The organism is Vibrio sp. QJM3NY_26 (genome assembly GCF_057786005.1).
In genome coordinates this window covers 1,089,691-1,115,580 of sequence record NZ_CM173516.1, presented here as the reverse complement: position 1 = coordinate 1,115,580, position 25,890 = coordinate 1,089,691, and the positions used below count along the sequence as shown (strand labels likewise).

Genomic DNA, 25,890 nt, shown 5'->3' with positions numbered 1-25,890 from the left:
GTCTCCTAAAGCGAATCCCTAAAACTAAAAAAGAGCCATAAGTGACGATTCACTTGTGGCTCCTTTTTGTCTTATCTGCTTGTCTTTGATTTCTTCTTGGGCATAAAAAAGCTCCCTTGCACACAGTACAAGAGAGCTTTGAAATAATACTTAATAAGGAGTAACTAGCGAACTATCTACTCCCCATACTTGATTACTTTATTTAGCGGTTTCGCTAACGTTTTCTTGTCCTTTATCTACTTCAGTCAGTAGACCTTTCAACAAGCTGAAACAACCAATCAGAAGAATGATCGTAAACGGCAGTGCAGCAATGATCGTGATCGATTGCAGAGCTTGGATAGATTGAGTACCACCAATCCACAACATCACCATTGCAATAGCGCCTGAGATAACCGCCCAAACCACTTTCTGTTTCACTGGCACTTCTAATTTACCACCCGCTGTCATGCCATCGATAACGATAGAGCCTGAGTCTAGCGTTGTAACGAAGAACACAATGATCAGTGCAACTGCGAGAACTGACAAAATGCTACCGAACGAGTAAGCATCTAGCATGTAGAACAAGCTTAGAGATACGTCTGTAATGCCTTGGTCAAGGCCAAGTTGCCCTACATGATTAATCACCTGCTCGATAGCCACGCCACCGAAGATAGCCATCCAAGCCGACGTTACCAATGTTGGGATAATCAGTACACAAAGTAAAAACTCACGAACCGTACGGCCTTTAGAAATACGCGCTACAAACATACCGAAGAAAGGTGCATACGCAACCCACCATGCCCAGTAGAACACGGTCCAGCCATGCAGCCATGTTGTGTCTTCACGACCAGAGCTTTGGCTCAACGCTACGATGTTATTCACATAACCCGTCACCGCCGTTGCCACAGAATCAAGCACGGTTGTGAAGTTCAGAATAGCGATAAGACCAAGGAATACGAACGCAATAACCATGTTCAAATTACTTAGGAACTTAACACCACCGTCCATACCACGTAGAACAGAGATGATCGCCAAGCCCATGATCAGAACGATAATAGATTGCTGAAGGAAGATGTTGTTTTCCAAGCCAAATACATGGCTGATACCACTTGCTGCTTGTGTACCACCTAAGCCTAATGAAGTCGCTAGACCAAACAATGTAACCAGTACCGTCAGTACATCGATCACATCACCGGTTTTGCCCCATACTCGTTCACCCAGAATCGGGTAAAACACAGAACGCATAGATAGCGGCAAGCCTTTGTTATAAACAAAATACGCTAGACAAAGTGCCGTCATGCCATAGATAGCCCATGCATGAAAACCCCAGTGGAACAGTGTCGCACCGAGAGCGAGTTCACGGCCAGCTTCTGTAAAAGGTTCTGCACCTAGTGGCGTTCCGAACCAGTTCGTGAAGAACGCGGTTGGCTCTGCAACACCCCAAAAAATAAGTCCTATACCCATACCCGCTGCGAATAGCATTGCTATCCAAGATGACATGGAGTAATCCGCCGTCGCGTCTTCGCCACCTAGACGAATTTTACCCAACGGTGAAAACGCGAGAACAACGGCAAACGCTAGCATGATGTTGGCTCCCCACATAAAGAGGAAGTCAAACTTTGATAAAACAGCACCCTTAATAGAATCAATAGCAGCTTTAGCATCTGCAGGAGGAAGAGCAAGAAGAGTGATGATGAAGAGAAGAGATAAGCCTACTGAGGCTACGAAGACTGTGTTATGGACATCCATGCCCCATTTACTGACGTTGTCTTGACCAACTTGATAGTCAGTAGAATCAATACTGTATTTTTTTGATTTAAAACTCATAAATTATGATGTTCGCATATCCGAATCAACGAATATAAGGACGCTCTCCATATCCAATTACTACTTGATTGGCTCGCCGCACCACCTAAATAAAAAGGCGATAAAAATCACAATGATTGGTGACAAATGGACTTATTGGCTCAATCCCAAGGCGCGGATTATAGCACAGCTCAAAGCATTTTGACTGAGTTTTAGCTCAATAGTCACCCAAACCACCGTCAATAGTGATAGTTAAGCCAATAAAAACAGAATAAAATAAACAAATAAAAATCTTTAAATACAGTGCTTTAAATTAAAATAACGCACCGTAAAATCTCATTCAAACTTTCTAAAGATAAAATCAACAACAGCCTAATTTATTTATAGCTCTAACAAAAAAGCCCCGCTATAGGGGCGGGGAAATTACCAAAGGTAAAAGAGAAATCAGTATTCAAATGTCAGTGCTACGTCTAGCAGAGCAGCACTTCACATTTCAAGGACAGCACATTAGATCGCGAAGCAAAAACCTAGGTTATAGTCTTCGCCATTTTTTGCCGTGAACTCTTTATCTTCACTTGAAGCGTTCGGTCGACCGCTTTCATCGCCTTTCACTAAGCTCACCCAGTGACGGATGCCAGAAGAACGGCTCGCCTCAGTTTGGCCAAACGTGGTGCATGTCTCTAACTGGATATCTTGAATATCAACCAATTCTAAGTAGCCAGTGCCTTTACGAGCACCGATTGTCACTTCAACATGTGTACCGCTTTCATCACGAAATAGGATTGCTGAAGGCTTAGACTTATCGCCGGTGAAAGCAACAAAGTGCTTCGCTCGTTTTAGGCCTGTATGTTCGCCATTTTTGAAGTAAACCTGAACATGTCGGTAGTCAATCTCATAGCTCACTGCGTCTTCGTGTGAACCAGCCTCAAGAGGAAATAGAGTATCAAGCAACTGTTTCGCCATTTTTTGTTTTTCGAGCTGCTTGTCTGCTTTCACCATTTCTACGGCAAAGACAGCTTCAGCAATAAATGTTGAATGGTTTCTGTGAAGTTCTGTTCTGTCTAGTGTCAGCATATTCATAGTCTTTCCCTCTTACGGCTTTGAATTTCATGTAGGTCAAAAATCCTGATTGACCCTTTTCAAAATTGTTCTTTACTGTGTTGCTTCCATGTATTTCATACTACTTGTATTTTAGAAACAATTTCACAACAAAAATTTCACAGTGTTAATTTTACTAAATTGCTTTTTTACACAAACCGGTATTTTGAGCCCCTAGCCCTTTATCTAACTGGGTTGAGGGCTCAGTAGAAACACTTTTACGTGTTGTTTGAATTTGTGTAATAACCAACACCAACCAGCTTATTGTCGATCACTCGATAGTAAGTGTGCTTGGTTTCCACTTTGCTCGACAGCGGGTTTAACCATTGATAGGTATAAACGCCTCGGCCATTTTCTTTCGCTAGGTTTAACATCTCAGTGAGAATTGGCTTATCGTCAGGGCTTAGGATTTCGTTGTGTGAACGCCCAACAAGCTCAGGGGATACACCGTGCGCGAGCAGCTTTCCAGAGCTCATATCCATCACGAACACATACAAGTCTCCCTCAACAAAGCTGCCTTCGGTATCATTGAACTCGGCGAGACTGTCCTGCTCTGACTCCACTATCGCGGCCATCGCTCTCGCCAATAATCGCTTAGCTTCTGTTGCACTAGAGCGTTCTGGGTAATACCCCACGGCAACAATCACATCACCCACACGTTCAAAGAAAGTGGTTTTAGGCTCGCCCATGCGGTCAGTCGGATTAGTCCAATGGTACTGAACTTCGCCAAACCCGTTGTGCACAGCCTTAGTGATCATTTCACGGAAAAAGGGATTACCGTAAACGTCTTGAGTATCCAAAACACTGTCGCCCACCAACACCATTGAAGAGCCTCCACTGGCAAGGAATTGGCCATCAATACCAAGAGCAAACACATAGAGCTCACCATCTATATATTCGGCATCACTCATGAAGTCTTTGACACTCTCATCGCCATCCTTTTGTACATGGACAACCGCTTTAGCAAGCAGGGTTTTGGCTCTTCTTTCAGCATCGCTGACGACATGTGGCTCTGAAATATCGAGCACATTAACTGGCTCGTTTTCTTTTGCTGTTTCTGAATGTTCGGCACGTAGTCCAATGCCACTGATCACTGCAAATACGGCACAACCAATAAGGATAATTCTTGATATATTCATAGTGACTTCTCCTAATAGCCCACTAAGGACGGTAGCCAGAGCGTAATTTGCGGGAAGAAAGCGATAACGAAAACGCCAATGACGGATGCAAGCACAAAGGGATGGATCTTCGCGGTAATCTGCTCGACCGTGGCTCCGCCTATCCCTGAGGCGACAAAGATATTTTCACCGAGTGGCGGCGTAGCAAATCCTATCGAGAGCGTACATACCACCACAATACCAACGTGAGTAGGATCCGCGCCGAGCATGTACATAATTGGCAGCAAGACCGGTACGATAATCATGATCGCGGCTAACGTTTCCATGAACATGCCAACGAAAAGCAGCAACACAATAGTCAGTGCCCACACCATGTACATGTTGTCAGTGAACCCTAACAGTGACTCCGCCACCACAACCGGGATTTTTTGTTCTATTAACAAGCGACCAAATACCGTTGCCGCGAATAGAATCAGCAACACACGTCCGGTGATCCATGTCGTTGTCGACAATGATTTAATCGTGCTTTTGAATGATAACTCTCGGTGAATAAACACCCCGACAAACAGTGAATAGAAGATAGCCACAACCGCCGACTCTGTTGGTGTGAACATGCCGCTGTAGATGCCTCCGAGAATCAAAAACGGAGCCAGTATCGACCAGATACCACGACGCAAAGAGTGTCTTACTTCGCCAAATGACCAGTTTTCAGTCAGCCCTTTGTAGCCTTCACGTTTAGCAATAAAGTAGTTAGTGACGACGAGTGTCGACGCCATAATGAAGCCAGGCACAACCCCAGCAACAAACAGTTTAGGGATAGATAAAGAGGCAAACTGTCCGTGTTGAGCAATGGCCTCTGGCGGTGCCATTAATCCCATTGCGGAGATACCGAAAATAACCAAGGGAATTGAGGGTGGGATAATAATACCCAGTCCACCCGATGCGGCAGTCACCGCAGAGGCGTAGCTCTTATCATAATCACGCTTAACCATCGCAGGTACCATCAACATACCCACCGCAGCAGTCGTAGCTGGCCCTGAACCCGATATAGCACCAAAAAACAGACACGCCATTACCGTTGCGGCGCCAAGACCACCCGTCACGGGGCCGGCTAAGCTCTCGGCTATATCCACCAACCGTTTGGAGATACCCGCCGCCTCCATCAAGGCACCGGCAAGAACAAAGGCCGGCAGCGCCATTAACGGGAAGTTACCCACCGAGGTAAACGCGATTTGTACTAAAGCGATGGGATTTTTGTCGAGCAACATATAGGCCGCCATTGAAGCGCCGGCCAGTGATACGGTGATTGGTGCACCCAGAATTAACAGGGTTAAGAAGCCACCAAATAAAATTAGAGTTAAATAGGATTCCATTATTACATCTCTCTATTACGACTATTCTCTATGACGACTACTGTGATGATTTTTGTGCCGTCATTTTGCGCAGTTCTTTAACTTCAGGATCTTCGTTTTTAGCGCCTTTGAACAAACGCTCGTAGTTGTTCCAGATAATTCGAATCATCATCAACGAAAACGCGATAGGTAAAATCATATAGAAGTATTTCATTGGGATGCCTGTTGTCTGAGACTTCCAAAACAGGTTCATTTTGTTGAACACGAAATCGTAGCTGAGGTAAACAAAGTAACCGTTGAACAGCAACCATAAGAAGTCAGCGATGGTTTCACAGACGGTCTGAACAATCGGTGGGAAGAACTTGAAGTGAAAACTGACTCGGTTATGCGCTGACATTTTTGCCGCCACAACGGCTCCTAAATAAGCAAACCAAACAAACATGTAAGTAGCCACTTCATCACCCCAAGGTATGGAGTAATCAAAAAACTGACGAGTAAGGATTTGTGTGAACAGCAATAAGACAAAGCTTGCTAGCAACAGACAACAGGTATATTCCTCGATGTTGTTAAGGTGCTTTTTTATCGTTTTAGCGACTGACATATAACCTCCAATGTTGATTTCCACATGACAACCAATCGCTCGCGGTACTAAAAAGATCAGGTACTGAACAGATCAACGAGTAAAGCCATGTAAAGGCCCTATCTCACTGTTCTATCGCTAGGTGATTAAGTAGCGGAGAACAGCAGATAGGGCGTATCTAATCGTTACTTTCTACCTAGTAACTCAAGAACGTCGTCTAGCTTGTCTTTGCCACCAATGCTTGAATAGAACTTAGGCCAAACTGATTTCGTTACCTTGCTAATCCACTCTTGCTCATTGTCTGCTGGGTCTGTGAATACCATGCCTTTTGCTTGTAGCTCTTCACGGATCTTGTTTTCAGTATTCTCTAGATAAGCAAAGCTGTGTTCTGTTGCTTCCTGACCCGCTTCAAGAATGATCTTTTGCATTTCCGGCGTCTGTTGCTGGAAGACCGTTTCACTGACGATTAACGGCTCAAGTGAGAAGATGTAACGGAGGTTTGTGACGTACTTTTGTACTTCATTGAACTTCATCGCATGAACAGTGATATATGGGTTGTCTTGACCATCAACCACGCCTTGTTGTAGGCCAGTAAAGGTTTCTGACCAAGCCATAGGTGTTGGGTTTACACCCCATGCTTGGTACGAAGCAATCATGATTTCGTTACGAGGAACACGAATCACTAGTCCTTTTAGATCCGCTGGTGAAGCCACTGATTTTTTAGAGTTAGTCAGAACCCTAAAACCAGAATAAGCCCAACCAACGATACGAACGCCTGCATCACGAATGGTGTTATCGACAAGGTCTTGACCCACTTGGCCTTGAGTTAATAGCACCGCTTCTTCTGCACTTTGAATGACATAAGGCATGGTCAATAGACCAACCGTTGGAGAGAAAGGCGTCACGTTGTTGATCGCCAATACAGAGAAGTCGAGAAGGCCGATTGCCGCGTCGTTGACGGTATCTTGCTCATTACCCAATTGACCATTCGGGAACAGGTCGATTTTGACTTTACCGTCTGTTTTTTGCTCCATCAATTCAGAAAATGAGGTCGCTAGTTCCCACTGCGTACCACCAGCAGCATCGCCGATAGCCATTTTAAAGTTTGCTGCTGCCGCGGTATGAGATAGCATCGCTGTTGCTACAATTGTGACGCCAGCAATAATTTTATTTTTAATAAATTTCATAGTCTTAACCTTTCATATCATACAGACTTCCTGCCTGTACTTTGCTCACAAGGTGACCTGGTACAACTTTCCTGGTCGTAGTTCTATTTCCCTATTTTGGAAACAATGTTCGAGTAGCTAAAGCACTTCATCCTTTAACGAATACCACTGATAAAGGAACTGTTGCCCTACTCTTCGAAATGGTGCAAACATCTCAGATTCCACCACTTCCCTTACGTTGGGGAACGGAAGTTTTGATTCAAATATTGGCAAGTCAAGCTTATGACCTTCACCTGCGATCCACTGAGCGAGGCGCTTGCCTGCTTGAGCGGAGTACATCACACCATTGCCGCCATACCCTAGTGCGTAGAATATGGATTGCTTTGGATTCGGCTGATAGATTCTTGGCATCATGTCGTGGCTAACATCAACCCAACCCCACCATGAATAATCGATTTTGATCTGATCGAGAGAAGGGAACTTTCGGGTTAAATCCGCTCTCAACATATCTTCGTATTTCTTTTCAGGTGCATTCTTGCCACTGATGGCACTGCGTGTACCAATCTGCACTCGGTTATCGGGTAACAAACGGTAGTAATGACGCAAGATTCTAGTATCAGTAATCACCTGATTGGTTTTGAAGTTACACGCGGCAATTTCGTCTTGAGTTAACGGACGCGTCACCATCGAGTTAGAAAGTACAGGTAATAGGCGATTCTTAAGTTCTGAATGCAAACCTTGACTGGTATACCCACCGGTACAAACACCGACAGAACGAGCCTTAACCACACCACCTGGTGTTTTTAGGTAGTGCACACCGTTGCGTGTTTCCCAACCCATCACAGGGCTTGCTGGGTGAACTTTTACGCCGAGTGCTCGCGCCTTTCTTAGATAACCAAACGCCAGTTTCCCTGCATGGATGCCAATACCTTCTGGCTCATGCATTGCGCCTGCTGCTTCTTGGTCACCAACGTAATCACGCTTTACGGTTTCCGCATCTAAGATCTGCGCATCGTAATCAAACGTGTCACGCAGCAACTTGGCTTCTTTCTCGAGTGTTGCCATCACTTTTGGACGGTGAGCAACGTATAAGTGGCCACCCGGCTGCGGGTCACAATCAATGTCTTTGATTAGAGACTTAAACGTGTTCATGCCATCGATGCATTCGCGGTGCATTTTTAGCGCGGTTTCGAGTCCCCAGCGTTCAATCCACTGAGAACGCTTCAAACGTCCTGACGCACACTGAGCCTGACCACCATTTCGGGTACTGCAGCCCCAACTCAAACGGTTAGCTTCAATCACAGTCGCTTTAATGCCGTACATTTCAGCAAGGTGTATCGCGGTACTTAGGCCTGTGTAGCCTGAACCGATTATCGCCACATCGACATCCATATCCGATGTAATTGGGCCATCATCTTCAGGTGGTGCACCTGCGGTATCTACCCAATAAGTCGGGGCGTATTCCTTACCGTGACCTGGGCTCTTGTCTTTAAGTGGATCGTATTTTGGATCGTATCTTTCTTTTGCTTGGGTACTTTCTTGTGCTTGGGTGCTTGTCACCTTTGGCGGCACATCGGCTGCCGGTTGTTCCATTACTAAACTCATAATTCGACTCTCCTAGTCATAACACGTGAACGGGTTGTGGTTTCGTGTCTAGCTCTTGGGAGTGTTGTTAGGAGTCAAAAGAGGTCGTGTTTTACGGAAGGCATTTTTTACGCTGATTTTTCCATCTTTCAGGGTAAACACATCAACCATACGAGCTTCGATGACGGTGCCATCAGGGTTAGTCGCAGAGAACGTTGACTCACTCACCGCGCGGTCGCCACACACAAAGTGGACAGGGTCGCTCCAGGCTGCATCTGGAAAGTTCTGCCAAACCAATTCAAAGCTATTGCGAACGGCTTCGTACCCTTCGATAGTGTTTCCAAGTTCGCCTTCTCCTGCCACGGTGTGGAAGACACAGTCTTCGGTCATAAACGACATTAGCGCTTCAATATCATGGTTATTCCATGCATCACTAAAAGACTGTAAAAAGGCGGTGTCGACTTGGTTTTCCAGCACGAATGTCGCTGCATTGGCTTGCATATTCATATTCCAGAATCCTTTATGTTTTCGTTATTGGTTTAAATTTCAGTAGCTTTGCGCCACTTTTTTATTAGAGTGTTTAAACTAGATCTGTGAGAATTTAACAACTTGATAACAAGATTCGCCACTCTAACTTCGAGTCACTTTATAAACAATCTTTAAGCTCACAGATTTCATCTTTTTATAAATTAATTGGTGTTCTAATTTTATTTTTCTCGTAATCACTAGATTTATATGAGGTCTAAATAAAATCAGTAGAAATATTAGACTTTAGTCGAAATCAAAATCTTGATGATACTTTCGTCCATACTGCTCAAGCTGGCGATCATGAGTATTAACTTGTAATTCGATATTACTCTCACCTTTATTCATTGCTTGATTGCTATCTACATGGGCTTCATTTTTCAAATCAGCCAGTGTCTCTTCAATATATTCTGTCGGTTCATTTAAAACATTCATGGAGATTAATTCCTTTATCAGGTTTACTTTCGCTGATGGAAGAATATGAACGGAGACTAGACCGTTTGAATATTCTTTCTCATCGTACAAAGGCTGAATGGCATCATTGCCACCTTCCTTAAATGGGTGAATGGAATACCACTTATCTTTTCGTGGCTCTTGCTGATCACAATCAGCCACATTGAATATCTGAGTTCTATTGAGGTCACATGGTGAGTTAAAAACACTAACCTTATGATAATCAATAGCTTTGATAATATTGATACAGTCTTTATTTTGGCTGTGACATACAGACCACAGCGCATTAATCAGGTTATCTGTCCATTCAAGTAAACGGGTTGGAAACCCCTGTTTCTTGGCTAAACACATCAATAACCAATCGTTTATCTCGTGTGCACTCAACGAATGCCCGCCATAAACTCTCACGGTCGATAAAAGCTCTTGTTCGACACGGCGAATGTTCTTTCGATTTGATCGACCTAAGCTTGGCATCAGGTTATTATTTTCATAATCACACACGTTATAAATCAAACCACGATGCCCACTACACTCAGCAATTAGCGAATCGATTATTTTATACAGCTCTTCGAGTGAGCTTATATAACGTTTATTTTTCACAACATGCATACTACGATTCACTTAATTTAAATCCGGTAAAATCCAAATATCAACAACCCTATCAATCGATGATAAAAACCAACCAATAATAACGATTAACCAATAGTCAACGAGTGTCGTTATTGTATTTTTCTAAAATGATAATAAGTATATATCTTCATAAACAAGTATCAGTAATAGAACCATTCACTAAGGAGCTATGAGTTAATGGTCGATTAATAATAACGAGTAACAAAGTTTATATAGCTATAACCACTTATGTTCCTAATAAACATTTAATTAGTGTTCTAATGTTTAACTGGAAATTATTGAACTAAGCGTTTACGTTCTTCACCTAAGTACTTTGCCAATGCCCGCTCGTATTGCCCGACCACATTCTCGATAGCACTTTCTCTAACACTCTCGAGATTTCTGTGGCCGGACAAACTTCCTATGACTTATACGTAATCTTTGTATTTATCTAGGAAACGAACTGGTGTTGATAGTGCATCTCGGCGGAACGGGTCGCCCAATTCCTGAGTACACATGATTTCAATGATGGTTGTTTTGCCTTCGTTCATCTGCATATCGATGGCTTTTTGCAAGGTTGGACCTACATCTTCTAGCTTATCAACCGTGATACCTTCAGCGCCCATTGCTCGTGCAATCTCTGCAAAGCTTTGGTTTTCAAGTTCACCGGCAACAAAGCGTCGGTTGTAGAAGTCGACTTGGTTCTTCTTCTCTGCACCCCATTGACGGTTGTGGAATACCACGGCTGTCACTGGAATGTTATGGCGAACACATGTCATGGTTTCCATCAGGCTCATGCCCCACGCACCGTCGCCTGCGTATGAGATAGCTGGACGATGAGGTGCCGCTGCTTTCGCACCAATGATGGTCGGGAATGCGTAACCACAGTTACCGAAACTCATTGCAGCAAAAAAGCTACGTGGTTTTTCAAAGCGTAAGTAGCTGTTTGCCACTGAGTTGATGTTACCGATATCCGTCGAGACCATAACGTCTTCTGGCATCGCTTTTTCTAGCTCACGCAATACTTGGCGTGGGTGTAGATATTCACCACCAGAGAACGGAGTCTCGTGTGAGTTTTCCTCAATCATATCCAAGCTAAAAGAGTCACGTTCGTGTGTCCACTCATCAAGCTCTTTTTCCCAAAGTGCTTTTTCTGTAGCGACTGTATCTTGGCGAGCGCCTTTGTTGTCATCACACAACAGTGCACGGCCTTCCAATCTTTCAGATAGAGCAACCGCAGCTGCCTTCGCATCACCACAGATACCAACCGAAATCTTCTTAACCAGACCCAGCATCTTGTTGTCTGCATCAATCTGAATGATTTTCGCATTCTTCGGCCAGTAGTCCATGCCATGTTGAGGCAAAGTACCAAATGGACCAAGACGTGTACCCAAAGCGATAACCACATCCGCTTGAGCCATCAATTTCATTGCTGCTTTCGAACCTTGGTAGCCTAAAGGACCACACCATAATGGGTGACTCGCAGGGAAAGAGTCATTGTGTAGGTAGCTGTTCACTACGGGTGCGCCTAATCTTTCTGCCAGTGCCGCACACTCTTGAACAGCATCTGCCATTACCACACCGCCACCAGAAATGATGACTGGGAATTTCGCTTCAGCTATCAGGTCTGCTGCTTCATTCAGAGATTTCTCACCACCTGGACCACGGTCTAAACGCGCAGGTTTAGGGATCTCGGTTTGAGTTTCGCCGTAGAAGTAATCACGTGGAATATTCAGTTGAGTCGGACCCATTTCGCTCATCGCGCGGTCAAAGCATCGACCCGTGTATTCCGCCATACGGTCTGGGTGCGTTACGTGTCCTTGATACTTAGTGAACTCTTGGAACATTGGAAGCTGGTTACACTCTTGGAAACCACCTAAGCCCATTGTTTTAGTGCCTGTCTCTGGCGTCACAATTACGACCGGGCTATGTGCCCAGAACGCCGCTGCAATCGCAGTCACACAGTTACTAATACCTGGGCCATTTTGCCCGATAACTACGCCGTGACGACCAGATACACGAGAGTAACCATCTGCCATGTGAGCAGCACCTTGCTCGTGTACCACTGGGACCAATCGAATGCCAGCAGGAGCAAAGATATCCATTGCGTCCATAAATGCCGACCCCATGATGCCGAACATATCGGTAACATCATTAGCAACCATAGTTTCAACGAACGCTTCTGATGGTGTCATTGTTACTGTGCCGGAAACAACCGTACGTTTTTCTTGCTCGCTCATTCTTCCATTCTCCTTGAGTTAACCAAAATTTCATTTTTCGGAATGAATTGTCTCTTTTTTGAATTCATTTTCACCTTAGTAGTAGAATTTTTGCGCGTCAACTTTTTATATTAAATTGGAACAATTCATTCTAATTAATAAAACTAGATCACATTATTGGTAGTTTTCCGTACAAAAAGTGCTGTTAACTTAAGCGGAGCTGTTAATAATCGATGACATATCGCGATAGCGGCGACAAGTGATGAGTTATATAGAGGGAAATATGATGAAAGAGGCGGAATTGGTACCAACGCAGCCGGTAAGCGTGAGAGAACGCTTTGGCATCGACAGTAACCTAACGGTGATGGCATTTGAACATCCGGGTGAATATGTGCCGAGAGTCGATCCTAATTACTGTTTTGACCTCGAAGTGACGCTGGCTATATTGGCGGGGTTCACCTCCAATCGTCGCACATTGATACAAGGCACGCACGGAACGGGCAAGTCTTCTCACATTGAGCAAATTGCCGCGAGATTGAACTGGCCGTGTTTGAGGATTAACCTAGACGGACACTTAAGTCGATTGGATTTCATAGGTAAAGACAGCATCGTCATTAAAGACGGGATGCAAGTAACAGAGTTTAAAGAAGGCATTCTTCCTCAGAGCATTCAACAACCCATCGCACTGGTATTAGATGAATACGACGCTGGTCGCCCTGACGTGATGTTTGTGATTCAACAACTATTAGAGCAAGACGGCAAATACACCTCTTTAGAACAAAACCGAGTGATCACTCCTCACCCTTCTTTCCGCCTGTTTGCTACCTGCAACACGCTTGGCTTGGGTAATTTTTCAGGTTTGTATTCGGGTACTCAAGTACTTAACCACAGTCAGTTAGATAGATGGAACATCATCGCTACACTCAACTATTTAGATCCACAACATGAAACTAAGATCGTGTTATCCAAGCTTCCAGATCTAAATAATGAAAGTGGCCGACAATTGGTTGAGAAAATGATCGCGACCGCCGGATTAACGCGTAACGGGTTTCGAGCTGGTGACCTTTCGACGGTGATGTCTCCACGAACGGTACTCACTTGGGCCGAAAACATCCAAATATTCGACGATGTAGCGACCGCATTTAGATTGTCATTCTTAAATCGCTGCGAAGACGAAGAGAAAGAGCTAGTCAGTGAATACTATTTCCGCTGCTTTGGTGAAGATTTAGAAACACCTACTCAAAACTATTCGCACTCGGAGTCGTAAACCATGGCCAATGTTTCTTCTCAGCAGAAAAAAATCCTTGATCTTGGCGTGTCTGTCGCCAGAGCGATCAGTGGTGAGTTGAATCTGAATTATCGGGGGGAGCGTCTCTATAAAGGCAATATCCCCTGTTATTACCAGTCTGCACACACTAACGATCTCACCTTTGTGTCTCGCCATGAGCTGAAAAACAGCAAACTATCGATGCAAGGTAAGATCGATTCATCAGCATTGCGACTATTGCTTTCAGACGCTGACCTCCATTATTCATTGCGCCCTCAAAACGAAATAGAACGTCTGCTTTACGACTTCTGCGAACAGGTCCGAATTGAATCTCAAGTCCCGCCTTATCTAAAAGGCGTGACCACTAGCATCCAATTCAACTTTGCGTATTGGAGCGACCAATATCATCAAAATGGCTTTACCGAATCACGAATAGGCATGTTGCTGTTTACACTGATGCAGGTCATCCACACCCGCTTAACTGGCGTCCCAGTTTCGGAGCCTATCGCTGAAACCATTGAATCGACTCGCGCCGGCATCGTGCCTACTTTGGGTCACTGCCTGAAGCGCTTAAAGCAACATCGAGCCGACCAGCAACAGTTTGCAGACTGCGCTAATAAGCTTGCCGCCCTTGCACAAGAGTTAGTCACCCAAGAACAAGAAAGTGATAACTCGCCCACTCCAACGGTCGAAGAAGACATTAAGATCCTTGCGCAGCTAGCCTTGATTGTTGATGGTGACATTCAAGATGAAGACGTCGATAGCGACATAACGGGCAGTAGTAAGGTATTCGAACTGTCAGGCGCCAATTATCAGGTCTTTAATTCAGAATTTGATCAAGTCATCACGGCAGACAAACTCGTCAGGCGCGCCCTATTACTCGAACTGAGACAAAAGCTGACTGATGACATCATGGCGAGACAAGTAAACACTCGCCGTTTAGCCGCTATGCTCACTCGCTTTGTTGCCGCGCCACAAAGGAACCGACGTCAGGATCATTTAGAAGAAGGCATTGTTAACGCCACTACCATCACCAAGCTCATCACTTCGCCATTGGATCGCACTGTCTTTTATCAACCTGACATCGGCGCATCTCATCAATGTGCGATCACGTTTTTAATGGATTGCTCAGGTTCAATGCAAAAGCACAGTCACAAGTTAATTTTGTTGATGGATACGATTCTCAAATCCGTTGGGCTGGCCAACATTCCATTTGAGATTATTGGCTTCACCACCAATAACTGGAACGGTGGCAAAGTTTATCGACAGTGGCTCAAGCAAGGTCAACCAAAACACCCAGGCCGCTTAAACGAAGTTCGACATATCGTGTTTAAGGATTTTGATACACATTGGAGACGCTCTCGCCTTGGCATTGCGAGTCTTCGTAAAGCAGATCTCTTTAAAGAAGGGATTGATGGCGAAGCGGTGCAGTTCGCTAGCCAGCGTTTAAAGCAGCACACCGCACAACGAAAGGTTTTGATCGTGTTCTCAGACGGCTGTCCGATGGATACCGCCACCAGCACCGCCAACGATCAGTTCTATTTGGATAACCATCTCAAACAAGTCATTGAACGCGAGTCGACCAAAAACGGTATTGAGATTCATGGCGTAGGGATGGGCGTCGATTTAAGCCCGTACTACCGCAGTAACATCACTTTAGATGTGCAAGAGAGCTGCCTATTTGGGCTATGTAAGAACGTATTTGAAATGCTAAAGCGTTAATGCTTTTTGTTTGTAGGTGTACTTAGCTTAGTGAGCAGTGACGTTGCGAGGAGCAGTGAAGTATTGGCTAGCAGGCCGCTAGCCTTTTATCTGAATGTTCTTAAGAGGCAGCGAGCAACGACCATGCAGAGACCGCCATCAAGTACCCACCAATCAACATCAACACAATAAACACTAACTTTCTGAGTTGATCATTAGACAGCGGCGGTGGAAAGCGCCGAGCAAACATCGTGACAAGCGCCACCAAGGGGACAGCAATAGCGGATAGCCACAGTATGCTCGGTTCCATGTCGCCTGCAACGTAGACATTGACAGTACGCGACATCGACGTACAAGCGAACACCATCAGCAGTGTGCTTCGCACCAGATCGAGTGTAAAAGGTTGTCGATAGAGATGATAAACAATCGGAGGGCCCGCCATCCCAAATAACCCGCCCGCTAAACCAGAGCTAAATCCTGATATAAGGAATGATACCGTTGCCGAACGATCCTTTCTGGTTTTAGGTTTGAACATAAAACTCAAACCTGCGAATAGCACCATCGCACCCAATAGCCCTCGCAAGATATTGGTCGCAGAGTCACTCAACTCGTCCAGCAAAAACACACCCATCGATACACCGGGAATAATACCGATGACTAACACCACCAGGATTTTGAGCTCCCCAAGCAGTGGCTTACCCATCAAAGCGACAAAGCAATTAAACAAAGTCACAATACTGACCACAGCAGCAATAACGGGTAAGGAAACCAGATTAAGACTGACCGTTAAACCAATTACAATGATCCCAAGACCAAACCCCGTGACGGTTTGGAAATAGGTACCCACCGCGATGGTGGCAAGAATAGCAAGTAAAACAGGTAACTCCATCAGCAATCCTAATTAGGTTGTTTAGGGTTTTATTTTGGGTGCAAGATTCAGTATTAGCTTCGGGCGCTAAATGTTAATACCTAAAATCAAACGTCGACTCTTCTCTTTCTTCAACATCAGCTTCAATATCAATATCAATATCAGCTTTAGAATCAGACACTTTCCCTTGCTGCGCTTGTACCGCGGTCACCGCGATCACATTAAAGATATCTTGCGCGCTACACCCTCTTGATAAGTCATTGGCAGGTTGATTCAGGCCTTGTAATAACGGTCCAATCGCAACTGCCCCACCTAACCTTTCCGCAAGCTTATAACCAATATTGCCTGCTTCTAAATTGGGGAATATCAACACGTTCGATTGACCTTTCACCTCTGAATCTGGCAACTTTTTCGCGGCAATCTCAGTCACAATCGCGGCATCGAGTTGAACATCCTGATCGACAGCTATTCCGGGGCAACGTTGTTTAACTAACTGAGCCGCGTTACGAACCTTATCGACCGATTCGTGCTTGGCACTGCCGTTGGTCGAAAACGACAGCATTGCGACTTTAGGTTCTTCCATCAGTAGCGTTTGAGCGCTGTTTGATGCGGCTACGGCAATCGATGCTAGCTCGGTTTCATTGGGGTTAATCACCAAACCACAGTCACTGAAAATCATGCCGCCTTTAAGATTATGGAAAGGCTCACACAACATCATCAGAAAGAAACTGGACACCAATTCACTGTCTGGCGCAGGGCCGATAATCTGAAGCGCAGCTCGCACCACATCAGACGTGGTATAAACTGCACCATTAACTGTGCCATCCACCAGCCCCTCTCTGACCATCAAATTGGCAAAAACGAGTGGGTCTAGAACCAGCTCTAGCGCATCATCGTAAGTCATACCTTTCGCTTTTCTTAATGTATACAACCGCTCAGCGAGGACTTCTTTGAGTGATGACGCTTGTGGGGAGACAATGTGAATGCCTACAAGATCAATGTGATGTAATTCTGCAGCAGCGATGATCGCTGGTTCATCCCCTACTAGGGTGATGTGAGCGAGCTGTTTGTCTATCGCCATTCTTGCGGCTGCTAGTACTCGCGGGTCCTCAGCTTCACTCAAAACCACTCGCTTACGATCTAAGTGAGCCTTGTCAATAATCCGTTCAATCGCCTTCATCTTAAATTCCATTTATTGAGATTAATTGTTCCATAATTTATATTTATATTATTGAAATAATAAAAAAGGTCAAATTTTATTCAGATAATTGAAGAATAATGATTTGGTATGTACACTCTTAAGCATAGACATATCGCAAGGATGGATCATTATATGCAAACAGAAACACCACCAGTTCAAGGGGATACACCGACTCTCCGACTTTTTGCACTATTAGAGGTGATAGCGCAAAAAGACGAGTTTATTTCTCTTCAAGGATTAGTCGAAGAAACTGGACTGCCAAAACCTACGCTGCACCGAATGCTTCAGCAGTTAGAAGCGGCAGGCATCATTCAAAGAGACGGCGATGAGAAGCACTACAGCTCAGGTATTCGACTCAGAAAGCTTGCCGAAAACCTATTGTTGAATAGCACCATGCACAGTGCCCGACGCACTATTCTTGAAAACCTGAGAGCAGAAGTTGGTGAAAGCTGTAACCTAACGGCGCTATCAAGTGGCGAGATCATCTATCTTGATCGCGCAGAAACTGAAGCACCCCTTCGTTTTCATCTACACCCAGGTTCTCGCGTCCCAGTGCATTGCTCAGCAAGCGGAAAACTGTTTTTGGCGCACATGTCTAAGTCACAGCGCAGACGATTAATTGAAAATGTGCCACTGACTCAATACACCGTGAACACCATTACAGACTATTCGATGTTAGAGAAAGACATCGAAGAAGCGAAAATCCAAGGCTTTGCGATTGATGACGAAGAATTTTTGCCGGGCTTAGTCTGTATCGCCGTGCTGATCCCGTCATCTACGGGTCAATCAAACCTCGGCCTAGCAATACAAGCGCCTGTAATTCGATTAAGACCAGATGAAGCGATTAAATTCTTACCGGCGCTTCAAAAAGCGGCAAAAGCGCTCGCAAAAATAGAATCTGATAATTGGGGTTAGTTTTGATAATTTCAGCTTAACAGTAGGTTCTGGCTTTAAGTACATATTGAAGCCTGTTGCCCCGTTGTCACTGTATTCGGCCAAACGGTATTCGGCCAAACGATGTTTGGTCGAAATCATTTTAACGCCCGCATTTATCATAAACAGCAACATACTTAAGTAATCACGACAAAGGAAACACGATGCTAAACATTAACAACAAGCACTTACTCTCTTTTATGGTGACAGAACCAACAAACGCTGTTTCGGTAACAAACCCGGCAACTGGGGAACTCGTAGGGCACGCACCTATTTTATCTGCGTCTGAATTAACAAGTGCTATCGAACGCGCTCACATAGCACAAAAAGAGTGGGCTCAAGTACCTGCTAAATCTCGCGCCGCATTACTTCATCGCTGGCATCAGCTGATCCTCGAAAACAAAGATGATCTTGCTCGGCTAATGACGATTGAACAAGGCAAACCGTTAGCCGAAGCAAAGGGCGAGATCGTTTATGGTGCGAGTTTTATAGAGTGGTTCGCCGAAGAAGCGAAGCGAACCTATGGCGATTCAATCCCGAGTACAGTCGCGGGCAAACGCTTAGTTACGATCAAGCAACCTATTGGAGTGTCTTGTGCCATTACCCCATGGAACTTTCCAACGGCGATGATCACGCGTAAAGCCGCACCTGCCTTAGCCGCGGGTTGTAGCTTTGTCGTGAAGCCGTCAGATGAAACACCGCTTTCTGCGTTTGCCGTGGTTGAGCTCGCTTATCAAGCCGGCATCCCCAAGGACCTACTTCAAGTCGTACTCGGTGAAAGCCCAGAGCAAGTGGGTGGTCTTTTCACCTCACACCCACTGATTAAAAAAATCTCTTTTACTGGTTCTACCCGAGTCGGCAGTATCTTGATGGCTCAAGCGGCGAAAGGCATCAAGCGCACCTCAATGGAGCTCGGTGGCAACGCTCCTTTTATTGTGTTTGACGATGCCGATATCGACGCGGCCGTTCAAGGCGCAATGGCGTCAAAATTCCGTAATGCGGGACAAACATGTGTCTGTGCAAACCGTTTCTATGTTCACAGTAAAGTATACGATGAGTTCGTGGCTAAATTCGATCAAGCGGTTCAACAGCTTAAGATTGGTAACGGTTTGGACGAAGGCGTAACGGTTGGCCCTGTTATCAATGAAGGTGCTAAGCAAAACATCCAAGGATTGATAAATCGAGCTATTGAACAAGGTGCTAAACCTGTGACGCCACTTCAACAACTTGATGGACTCTTCCTTCAGCCCGTTGTTCTTAAAGATGTAAAACACAGCATGGACATTGTTCAGCAAGAGATCTTTGGTCCTGTCGCTCCTGTGATGCGATTCGAGACAGACGAAGAGCTTATTGAGATGGCAAATGACACCATTTATGGATTAGCGTCGTACTTCTATAGCCAGAATATCCACCGTGTATGGAAAATCGCAGAAGCGCTTGAGTACGGAATGGTCGGCATCAATGATGGATTGATCTCTACCGAAGTCGCCCCTTTCGGTGGTGTTAAGCAATCAGGTATTGGCCGTGAAGGTGCCAAAGAAGGCATCGATGAGTACATGGACATTAAATATCTGTGTTTTGGTAGTAACTAGGTTTTAGAAGTAGTTAAATTTCGTATTCACTCGTTTTAATGGTAACGAGCACTAAAATAAGAGTCGTATTTGACTCTTATTGCTCCAGAAAATAGAAAAGGCTACTTACTAACCAAGTAAGCAGCCTTTAGATAACAGATCATGTGGGTAACAAGCTTTACAACTTTTGCTTGAACGTTACTTGGTATTCACCAATGCCTTGGTAGTGGAAGGTCGTTGGCTTATCGAAGCCCATCTCCACTATACCGCAGTAAGAGCCTGTGATAATTGCTTCACCCGCTTGGAAATCCACACCACGACGCGTCATGTAGTTAATCAGCCAGTAAATTGGGCTTGGTGGCAGTGTATTCGGATGCTTACCGTCGAATGCTTGAACTTGCTCGCCTTGAGTTACTTCAATACTGATCTCAGCAGAAGTGAACGCTTTTTCGCGATCAATCTCAGGGCCTATGAACAAGCCTTGATTTACTAGGCCGTCAGCAAGTCTTTCATAGAACTCGGCACCGCTGTCATCAGCAAAGCGAGATTGCATTAACTCAAGAGCCATATGGCAAGAACCAATCGCTTCATTGATTTGCTCTTCGCTGTAACCTTCTTGGCTTGCAGGCAGGCTCTTAGCAAGCGTAAATGCAATTTCAGGCTCAACGCGCACTGCGTCGTTGTCTGCAAACAGTTCGCAAACTTCGCCTTGTTGAACGCTACCCGAAAAGATAGGTGCAACAACAAACTTGTCTTCAGCCAGAGGAAGTAAACACTTCCAACCACCGACTTTATCGCTCTTGAGATCGATCATTGATGATTGGATCTTCAGGGCATCTTCCAAGTTGTTCGGACGGTACTGTTCGTCTAATCTTGGTGCTTTAGTTCCCGCAACGCGGCGACTTAGCAATTCTTCAGCTGCTTGCTTAAATACATTTGTCATATAATACCACCTTTAGTTTTATGACCAGTATAATATCGGATTTATTGAAGCTTGAATAGACAATTCAACAACGAAGCAACGCCGAAAATTAAGCCATCAATTTTCGCATATTCTAGACGCAAACAACTGAAATCATTTTGATTTAAATACCATAAAAGCCAGTAAGTTGGTTACTGGCTTTCTAGATGTACGATTGATGATTAGGCTTTACTGCCCTTTCAACGTCTTCTTTAGATTCTGCATGAAGTTTCTGAAATGAGGCATGAAATCAACAAACAGAGGGTGCTTTCTATCTTGCATCATCATTGGGCCGAGTAATCGAATGCTCACCCCTAGTCGCGTTGCTGATTGCTCGTCTAAGCCGCTGTCTTGTTTGATCTTCTCAACAATCGCGAACATGTTTTCTCTGTCTTCAATTTCAAACTGCATGGTTTGCAGTTCATGATCTTCTTTGATGTTCACTTCTTCGATAGTGATACGGTAGTTATTGTATTTGCCTGTGAATGCTGTCATGTGGATCTCCTACAATGCTTAAAAAGTATTTTGGCTAGCTCTTCATGAATCGTTCGAGCTTAGGTTTAACCGTCATCGACATCACGACCATGATCGTAAGGCCAATAGGAAGCGCAGCAATAAATCCATTAAACCATCCACTGGTAAACGCCGATGTATCCGAAAATCCAATATTATTTGCCGCTGTTACAAATGCCATGATGGACTCCATGATAAAAGCCATAATCAATCCCACGATTAGGTTGCGAGCTTTCTCGCCGTAATTGGGCAACGCCTTAGCAGTGACTTTAGTCACCAAAATCATCATCACCATGCCGATTGGCATCATAATCACGACAGCAAGCGCTAACGATGATAGCCAATTGCTGATGAAGTCCTCACCAAACCCGACATTCATGTAAGTCATAACCGCTGTTAAACTGCCGCCAATCGTCAGCATTAAACTCATCATTACCAAAGCTTTGTGCAATACAGGCGTGGCTTTTTGCTCAGGAAGAGTTGGCGTTAATGTTGCTTGAATCGTCATATCTATATTCCTGTCTTGAATTTACGAACAATTAAGTTGATAATGTCAACTATAAATAAAGTGGTTGATATTGTCAACTATATTTCTAAGGATCGTTTATGTCTGATAACACATCGCTAGAATCCATCTTTCGTTTGGTACACTCTTTGAAACGTCAAATGAGTGAACAGATTGAGAGTTTGGACTCTGACATCGCGCCAATGAATATTCGTGTAATGAAGATCATTACCAAGAAGTCTCCATGTACTTCTATTGATATTGCACACTTCCTAAACCGCGATAAGGCGCAAGTCACTAGGCTCGTTAACGCGTTGATCAGTCAGGAACTTGTGAAGAAATCGCCTAATCCCGAAGACAAGCGCAGCCAGTTATTGGTTCTGACCGATAAGGGTCAAGAGATCATGAATAAGGTCGCGAATATTGATCGTGAAATGCTGAAGAGAATGACCAAAGGCATGGCCGACGATGAGTTAGAACAGTTTCGAAAAATCGCGAGCAAGATGGCTCACAATCTAGAAAACGGATCTAGAGAATGAGTGATTAGAAATAGATCGGCTCTTTGAAACAAAGCCGATCTTAGAAAGATGAAAAAAACGCCACCGAATCGTACGATCGGTGGCGTTTTTTGTATGAGCTGATTTGATATAGATTAGCGGTATGGCTACCTCTAACTTAGATGACCGTTTTAATTAGATGCCAGTTCTAATTAGGTAACAGCTCTAATTCGATGCTAGTTTCCACCACGCTTGAACGGGGACTGGCTCTGCGATCACTAGGCGTTCACCCATCACAGGGCTCGCCATTTGCACGTCTCGCTTTTTGCTTATCGTCAGTGCTTGCTCCATTGGGTCTTGCCAATCGTGCATAGAAAGGTCAAACGTGCTGTTGTGGATTGGCATCATCACCTTACCCTGAAGGTCAATGTGCGCTTGAACGCTTTGCTCTGGGAACATATGAATATCCGCCCAAAGTGAGTTATACGCGCCCGTTTCAACCATGGTTAAATCAAACGGCCCGTAGCGCTCACCAATCTCTTTAAAGCCGTTGAAGTAACCAGAGTCACCGCTAAAGAAGACTTTCTTATCTGAAGCGTTAATGACCCAGCTCCCCCACAGTGTTTGGTCACGATCAAGTAACCCACGTCCAGAGAAGTGCTGTGTTGGAGTCAAAGTAAATTCGATGTCGGCAGCTGTCGCTGATTCCCACCAGTTCAGCTCAATGATCTTTGCTTTATCCACGCCCCACTTTTCCAGTAGCGCACCGACTCTGAGTGGCACCAAAAATGTCCCTACTTTGTCTGCTAATACCTTTACGGCACCTTTGTCTAAATGGTCGTAGTGATCGTGGCTGATCACTACCACATCAATATCAGGCAGTTCTTGCAGTGAGATTGGTGTGGGATGGAAGCGCTTTGGCCCCATCCATTGCACTGGCGATGCACGATCACTGAACACAGGATCAGTCATCACTAGCTTGCCATCCAGCTTCATCATCACGCTAGAGTGACCCAAGCGGTAAGCGACATCGTCTTGTTCTTCGATCAGTTGCTCGGCTGTCATTGGTATTAGAGGTAATGCAGCACGCGGCACTGGCTCATTCCTTTCCACTGTCACGTAAGCTTTCAGGATTGAAAAAATATCAGACATACCCGATTTGTATTCCAGTTCACTGTTAACAAACTTCTTCGGAAGCTTATCTAGATTGTCATTTGATTGTGAACCTGTGCTTACGATAACGACCACGGCAAGTACTCCTAAAATCGGTAATAGATATTTTTTCATTGGTATCTCTTTAATCATTGGGATAAACCCAACACAAAAACTACACTGAATAGTTTACATATCAAAATAAAAAAGTAAACCAATGAGTGTAAGTTTTAATTTATCTAAACGTGATCGTGCCAAAATCGATTTTGGAAAAACCGACTTTGAAAAGGAGTTACCCTATTTGGTAGGTAAGGTTAATCAGCAGACCATACATTCTTGAAATCTGGCCATCCCCAGTTAGTGATGGCTACGTTTTTCAAAATGCCTTGGAAACGCACGGTTTGTAGGTGATGGAACATAGGCACTAACCAATAGTCCGAGATCAGCGTCGATGCAACGGGCTCCAACTCTGCCAAGTAATTCGGCAGTTCAACCGATGCCTTATGATGATCTAAGCGCTGCTTCAGCCAATCGCTGTTCATCTCTCCTAGTGCAGAGTGCAAAACAGGATCATTCATCAACCACGAGAACAGTGAAGAAGGGGCATTGTCATCAAGATTGAGGTTACACAACACCAAGTCTTCTTTAAGGTCACCACTCTGAGATAGCTGAGCCAGTTCTCGAAAACTGTAGGTATTTACCTCAACTTCGACACCATATCGTTTCAATATGTCAGATACACAAATAGCACATCTATATAGGGCGTAGTAATTGTAAACGGCTATGGTCATCTTTTTAGGTAATTGAACTTCTTTCGAGGGCGTTCGATACAACTTTTGCCAGCTTGGCAATATATTCTGAGCTAAGGACACGCTGAACAACCCTTGATTTTGTTCCAATTGAGACAAAATAGCTTGCGGATTGGCGAGCCCGGAGAGGTATTTACGCTGCTCATCGCTTAACGAGTTTGCCGTTGAATTCTGATTGAACAGGATAAACAAGCAGCCATCTTCGACCCTACTACGAAGGCCATCAGTCTCTGCAGACACCAGCTCCGCATCGCTTTTCCCGAGTTGATGAAAACAAGACGAGTCTTCATAAGGTGACACTTGCATTTGGCTGTCATCAAAACGAGCACTGCCCGACATTGATTCTTCAAATTGCCAAATGGTGACCTCATCCGTTAAAGAACGACAGCCATAATAATGTTCAAATGCCGCGAGTTTGATACGTTCATTATTGGTCTCAACCACTTTGAAGGGCCCTGTTCCAATAACAGCATGAGATACCGAATTTAATGGCGATGGCTCACGGGTCACTTGGGCAGCAGGTTGAATTGAATACTTAACGCCAGCAAGCAAACCAGCAAAACCAGTATCGGCCTTGGTCAGTTGGAAGCTGATCCTTAACGGCTGCTCACTGTAAACCGAAGCAACATGAGCTAGCTCTGTCTGATAGAAAGGTAGCGGTTGTAAAGCGGTAAACAACGATACTAGCTGTTTGGCGTCGACGGGTTGACCATCGTGAAAAGTGAGACCGGGGCGCAAATAGAAAGTCCAAACCAACTTCTCAGAATCATATTCCCAATGGTGCGCCAGTTCAGGCTTCAACTTGCCCTTGCCATTACAAGTGACTAGGCAACTGAACACTTGCCTGATCAAAAACCGTTCACTACTGCGGTGAATATGATGCGGGAACAAGTCCTCAAACTTACGTTTGTAAGTTAATTGAACGTGCAGTAACCCTTCTCGAATCGTCGCACCGGAAGTTTCTTGGAGAAGAGCGCCAAATACAGCCCGGTCATCTTCCAAAATAGAAAGTGCTTTTTCGTATTTGCCCTGCTCTATCAGTTTACTGGCAACATGTTGAGTCATTTCTTGATTGCTAAAACGCAATGTCAGGTTAGAACGCTGATTCCGTCCCACTTTAGGCTCCCACACTACCCACTCAGCCTGATGCATCTTGCCTAACAAGGTTCGTGCATGGCGCAAACTAGTAAACAGCTTGTCTGCAACCTCAGTTAGGGTAACCGAATGTGAGATGTTAGGCTCGAACGAATCCAGCCTTGTGTAGTAACGCATCATGTTTAGATCAGACAAATAATGAACCTTTTAGAAATAATCTTTCCTCATAAAGCCAATTATAAAACACATTTGTCTTAAAGTGACGATAAAAGACAAAAACAGGAACGCTTTAATAAAAACCCATCTGTTTATTACTTCCTATTAAATA

General features: G+C 44.6%; 22 protein-coding genes. 5 read left to right on the top strand and 17 right to left on the bottom strand.

Annotated features, from left to right (window positions below; all coding sequences use genetic code 11):
* Positions 1 to 198: 198 nt before the first annotated feature.
* The 10 genes from AC3CH4_RS20300 to xsc form a co-directional block, all read right to left on the bottom strand.
* Complete coding sequence (locus tag AC3CH4_RS20300; protein WP_372214001.1) at positions 199 to 1,806, bottom strand: BCCT family transporter; 1,608 nt, start codon at positions 1,804 to 1,806, stop codon at positions 199 to 201.
* Positions 1,807 to 2,292: 486 nt separating this feature from the next.
* Positions 2,293 to 2,865, bottom strand: a complete 573-nt coding sequence (locus AC3CH4_RS20295) for an aldolase/citrate lyase/malate synthase family protein (protein ID WP_004731899.1) — start codon at positions 2,863 to 2,865, stop codon at positions 2,293 to 2,295.
* 236 nt (positions 2,866 to 3,101) lie between these two features.
* Positions 3,102 to 4,022, bottom strand: coding sequence for a cache domain-containing protein (locus AC3CH4_RS20290; RefSeq protein WP_054545772.1), 921 nt, complete (start codon positions 4,020 to 4,022; stop codon positions 3,102 to 3,104).
* 11 nt (positions 4,023 to 4,033) lie between these two features.
* Positions 4,034 to 5,374 carry a TRAP transporter large permease gene (locus AC3CH4_RS20285; protein ID WP_004731904.1) on the bottom strand — a complete coding sequence of 447 codons (1,341 nt, stop codon included), beginning with the start codon at positions 5,372 to 5,374 and terminating at the stop codon, positions 4,034 to 4,036.
* 37 nt (positions 5,375 to 5,411) lie between these two features.
* Complete coding sequence (locus AC3CH4_RS20280; RefSeq protein ID WP_017074740.1) at positions 5,412 to 5,954, bottom strand: TRAP transporter small permease; 543 nt, start codon at positions 5,952 to 5,954, stop codon at positions 5,412 to 5,414.
* A 164-nt stretch (positions 5,955 to 6,118) separates the two neighbouring features.
* Positions 6,119 to 7,120 (bottom strand): TRAP transporter substrate-binding protein, encoded by a 1,002-nt coding sequence (locus AC3CH4_RS20275; RefSeq protein WP_102513168.1) that lies wholly within the window; start codon positions 7,118 to 7,120, stop codon positions 6,119 to 6,121.
* A 117-nt stretch (positions 7,121 to 7,237) separates the two neighbouring features.
* Positions 7,238 to 8,704 carry an FAD-dependent oxidoreductase gene (locus AC3CH4_RS20270; protein WP_372215753.1) on the bottom strand — a complete coding sequence of 489 codons (1,467 nt, stop codon included), beginning with the start codon at positions 8,702 to 8,704 and terminating at the stop codon, positions 7,238 to 7,240.
* Between the two features lie 48 nt (positions 8,705 to 8,752).
* Positions 8,753 to 9,190 (bottom strand): nuclear transport factor 2 family protein, encoded by a 438-nt coding sequence (locus AC3CH4_RS20265; protein WP_488543690.1) that lies wholly within the window; start codon positions 9,188 to 9,190, stop codon positions 8,753 to 8,755.
* 264 nt (positions 9,191 to 9,454) lie between these two features.
* Positions 9,455 to 10,270 (bottom strand): FRG domain-containing protein, encoded by an 816-nt coding sequence (locus AC3CH4_RS20260; RefSeq protein ID WP_488543689.1) that lies wholly within the window; start codon positions 10,268 to 10,270, stop codon positions 9,455 to 9,457.
* A gap of 428 nt (positions 10,271 to 10,698) precedes the next feature.
* Positions 10,699 to 12,510, bottom strand: coding sequence for a sulfoacetaldehyde acetyltransferase (gene xsc, locus AC3CH4_RS20255; RefSeq protein WP_004731917.1), 1,812 nt, complete (start codon positions 12,508 to 12,510; stop codon positions 10,699 to 10,701).
* Between the two features lie 262 nt (positions 12,511 to 12,772).
* Here xsc and AC3CH4_RS20250 point away from each other — a divergent pair, with 262 nt between their 5' ends.
* A complete protein-coding gene (locus tag AC3CH4_RS20250; protein ID WP_488543688.1) occupies positions 12,773 to 13,756 on the top strand; it encodes an AAA family ATPase in 984 nt (327 codons plus the stop codon).
* A gap of 3 nt (positions 13,757 to 13,759) precedes the next feature.
* A complete protein-coding gene (locus AC3CH4_RS20245) occupies positions 13,760 to 15,478 on the top strand; it encodes a cobaltochelatase CobT-related protein (protein WP_488543687.1) in 1,719 nt (572 codons plus the stop codon).
* A gap of 100 nt (positions 15,479 to 15,578) precedes the next feature.
* On the opposite strand, the gene AC3CH4_RS20240 is transcribed toward AC3CH4_RS20245, so the two are convergent.
* Positions 15,579 to 16,346 carry a TSUP family transporter gene (locus AC3CH4_RS20240; RefSeq protein WP_237288684.1) on the bottom strand — a complete coding sequence of 256 codons (768 nt, stop codon included), beginning with the start codon at positions 16,344 to 16,346 and terminating at the stop codon, positions 15,579 to 15,581.
* Between the two features lie 73 nt (positions 16,347 to 16,419).
* Positions 16,420 to 17,505, bottom strand: a complete 1,086-nt coding sequence (gene pta, locus AC3CH4_RS20235; protein WP_488543686.1) for a phosphate acetyltransferase — start codon at positions 17,503 to 17,505, stop codon at positions 16,420 to 16,422.
* Positions 17,506 to 17,658: 153 nt separating this feature from the next.
* Here pta and AC3CH4_RS20230 point away from each other — a divergent pair, with 153 nt between their 5' ends.
* A complete protein-coding gene (locus AC3CH4_RS20230; protein ID WP_016767893.1) occupies positions 17,659 to 18,441 on the top strand; it encodes an IclR family transcriptional regulator in 783 nt (260 codons plus the stop codon).
* A gap of 182 nt (positions 18,442 to 18,623) precedes the next feature.
* Positions 18,624 to 20,051, top strand: coding sequence for an NAD-dependent succinate-semialdehyde dehydrogenase (locus AC3CH4_RS20225; RefSeq protein WP_488543685.1), 1,428 nt, complete (start codon positions 18,624 to 18,626; stop codon positions 20,049 to 20,051).
* 157 nt (positions 20,052 to 20,208) lie between these two features.
* Here the strand turns inward: AC3CH4_RS20225 and AC3CH4_RS20220 are convergent, their stop codons facing one another.
* The 3 genes from AC3CH4_RS20220 to AC3CH4_RS20210 all read right to left on the bottom strand — a co-directional run bounded on the left by AC3CH4_RS20220 (position 20,209) and on the right by AC3CH4_RS20210 (position 22,012).
* Positions 20,209 to 20,973 carry a hydratase gene (locus AC3CH4_RS20220; protein ID WP_488543684.1) on the bottom strand — a complete coding sequence of 255 codons (765 nt, stop codon included), beginning with the start codon at positions 20,971 to 20,973 and terminating at the stop codon, positions 20,209 to 20,211.
* Positions 20,974 to 21,180: 207 nt separating this feature from the next.
* Positions 21,181 to 21,486 (bottom strand): DUF3861 domain-containing protein, encoded by a 306-nt coding sequence (locus AC3CH4_RS20215; protein ID WP_372244579.1) that lies wholly within the window; start codon positions 21,484 to 21,486, stop codon positions 21,181 to 21,183.
* Between the two features lie 34 nt (positions 21,487 to 21,520).
* Positions 21,521 to 22,012, bottom strand: coding sequence for a DUF2798 domain-containing protein (locus AC3CH4_RS20210; RefSeq protein ID WP_488543683.1), 492 nt, complete (start codon positions 22,010 to 22,012; stop codon positions 21,521 to 21,523).
* A gap of 98 nt (positions 22,013 to 22,110) precedes the next feature.
* On the opposite strand from AC3CH4_RS20210, the gene AC3CH4_RS20205 reads away from it, so the two are divergent.
* A complete protein-coding gene (locus tag AC3CH4_RS20205) occupies positions 22,111 to 22,548 on the top strand; it encodes a MarR family winged helix-turn-helix transcriptional regulator (protein WP_488543682.1) in 438 nt (145 codons plus the stop codon).
* A 183-nt stretch (positions 22,549 to 22,731) separates the two neighbouring features.
* On the opposite strand, the gene AC3CH4_RS20200 is transcribed toward AC3CH4_RS20205, so the two are convergent.
* The gene (locus AC3CH4_RS20200) at positions 22,732 to 23,793 is read right to left on the bottom strand and encodes an MBL fold metallo-hydrolase (protein WP_488543681.1); all 1,062 of its coding nucleotides are present in this window, start codon (positions 23,791 to 23,793) and stop codon (positions 22,732 to 22,734) included.
* A 179-nt stretch (positions 23,794 to 23,972) separates the two neighbouring features.
* Positions 23,973 to 25,757, bottom strand: a complete 1,785-nt coding sequence (locus tag AC3CH4_RS20195; RefSeq protein ID WP_171308037.1) for an SgrR family transcriptional regulator — start codon at positions 25,755 to 25,757, stop codon at positions 23,973 to 23,975.
* Positions 25,758 to 25,890: the final 133 nt, after the last annotated feature.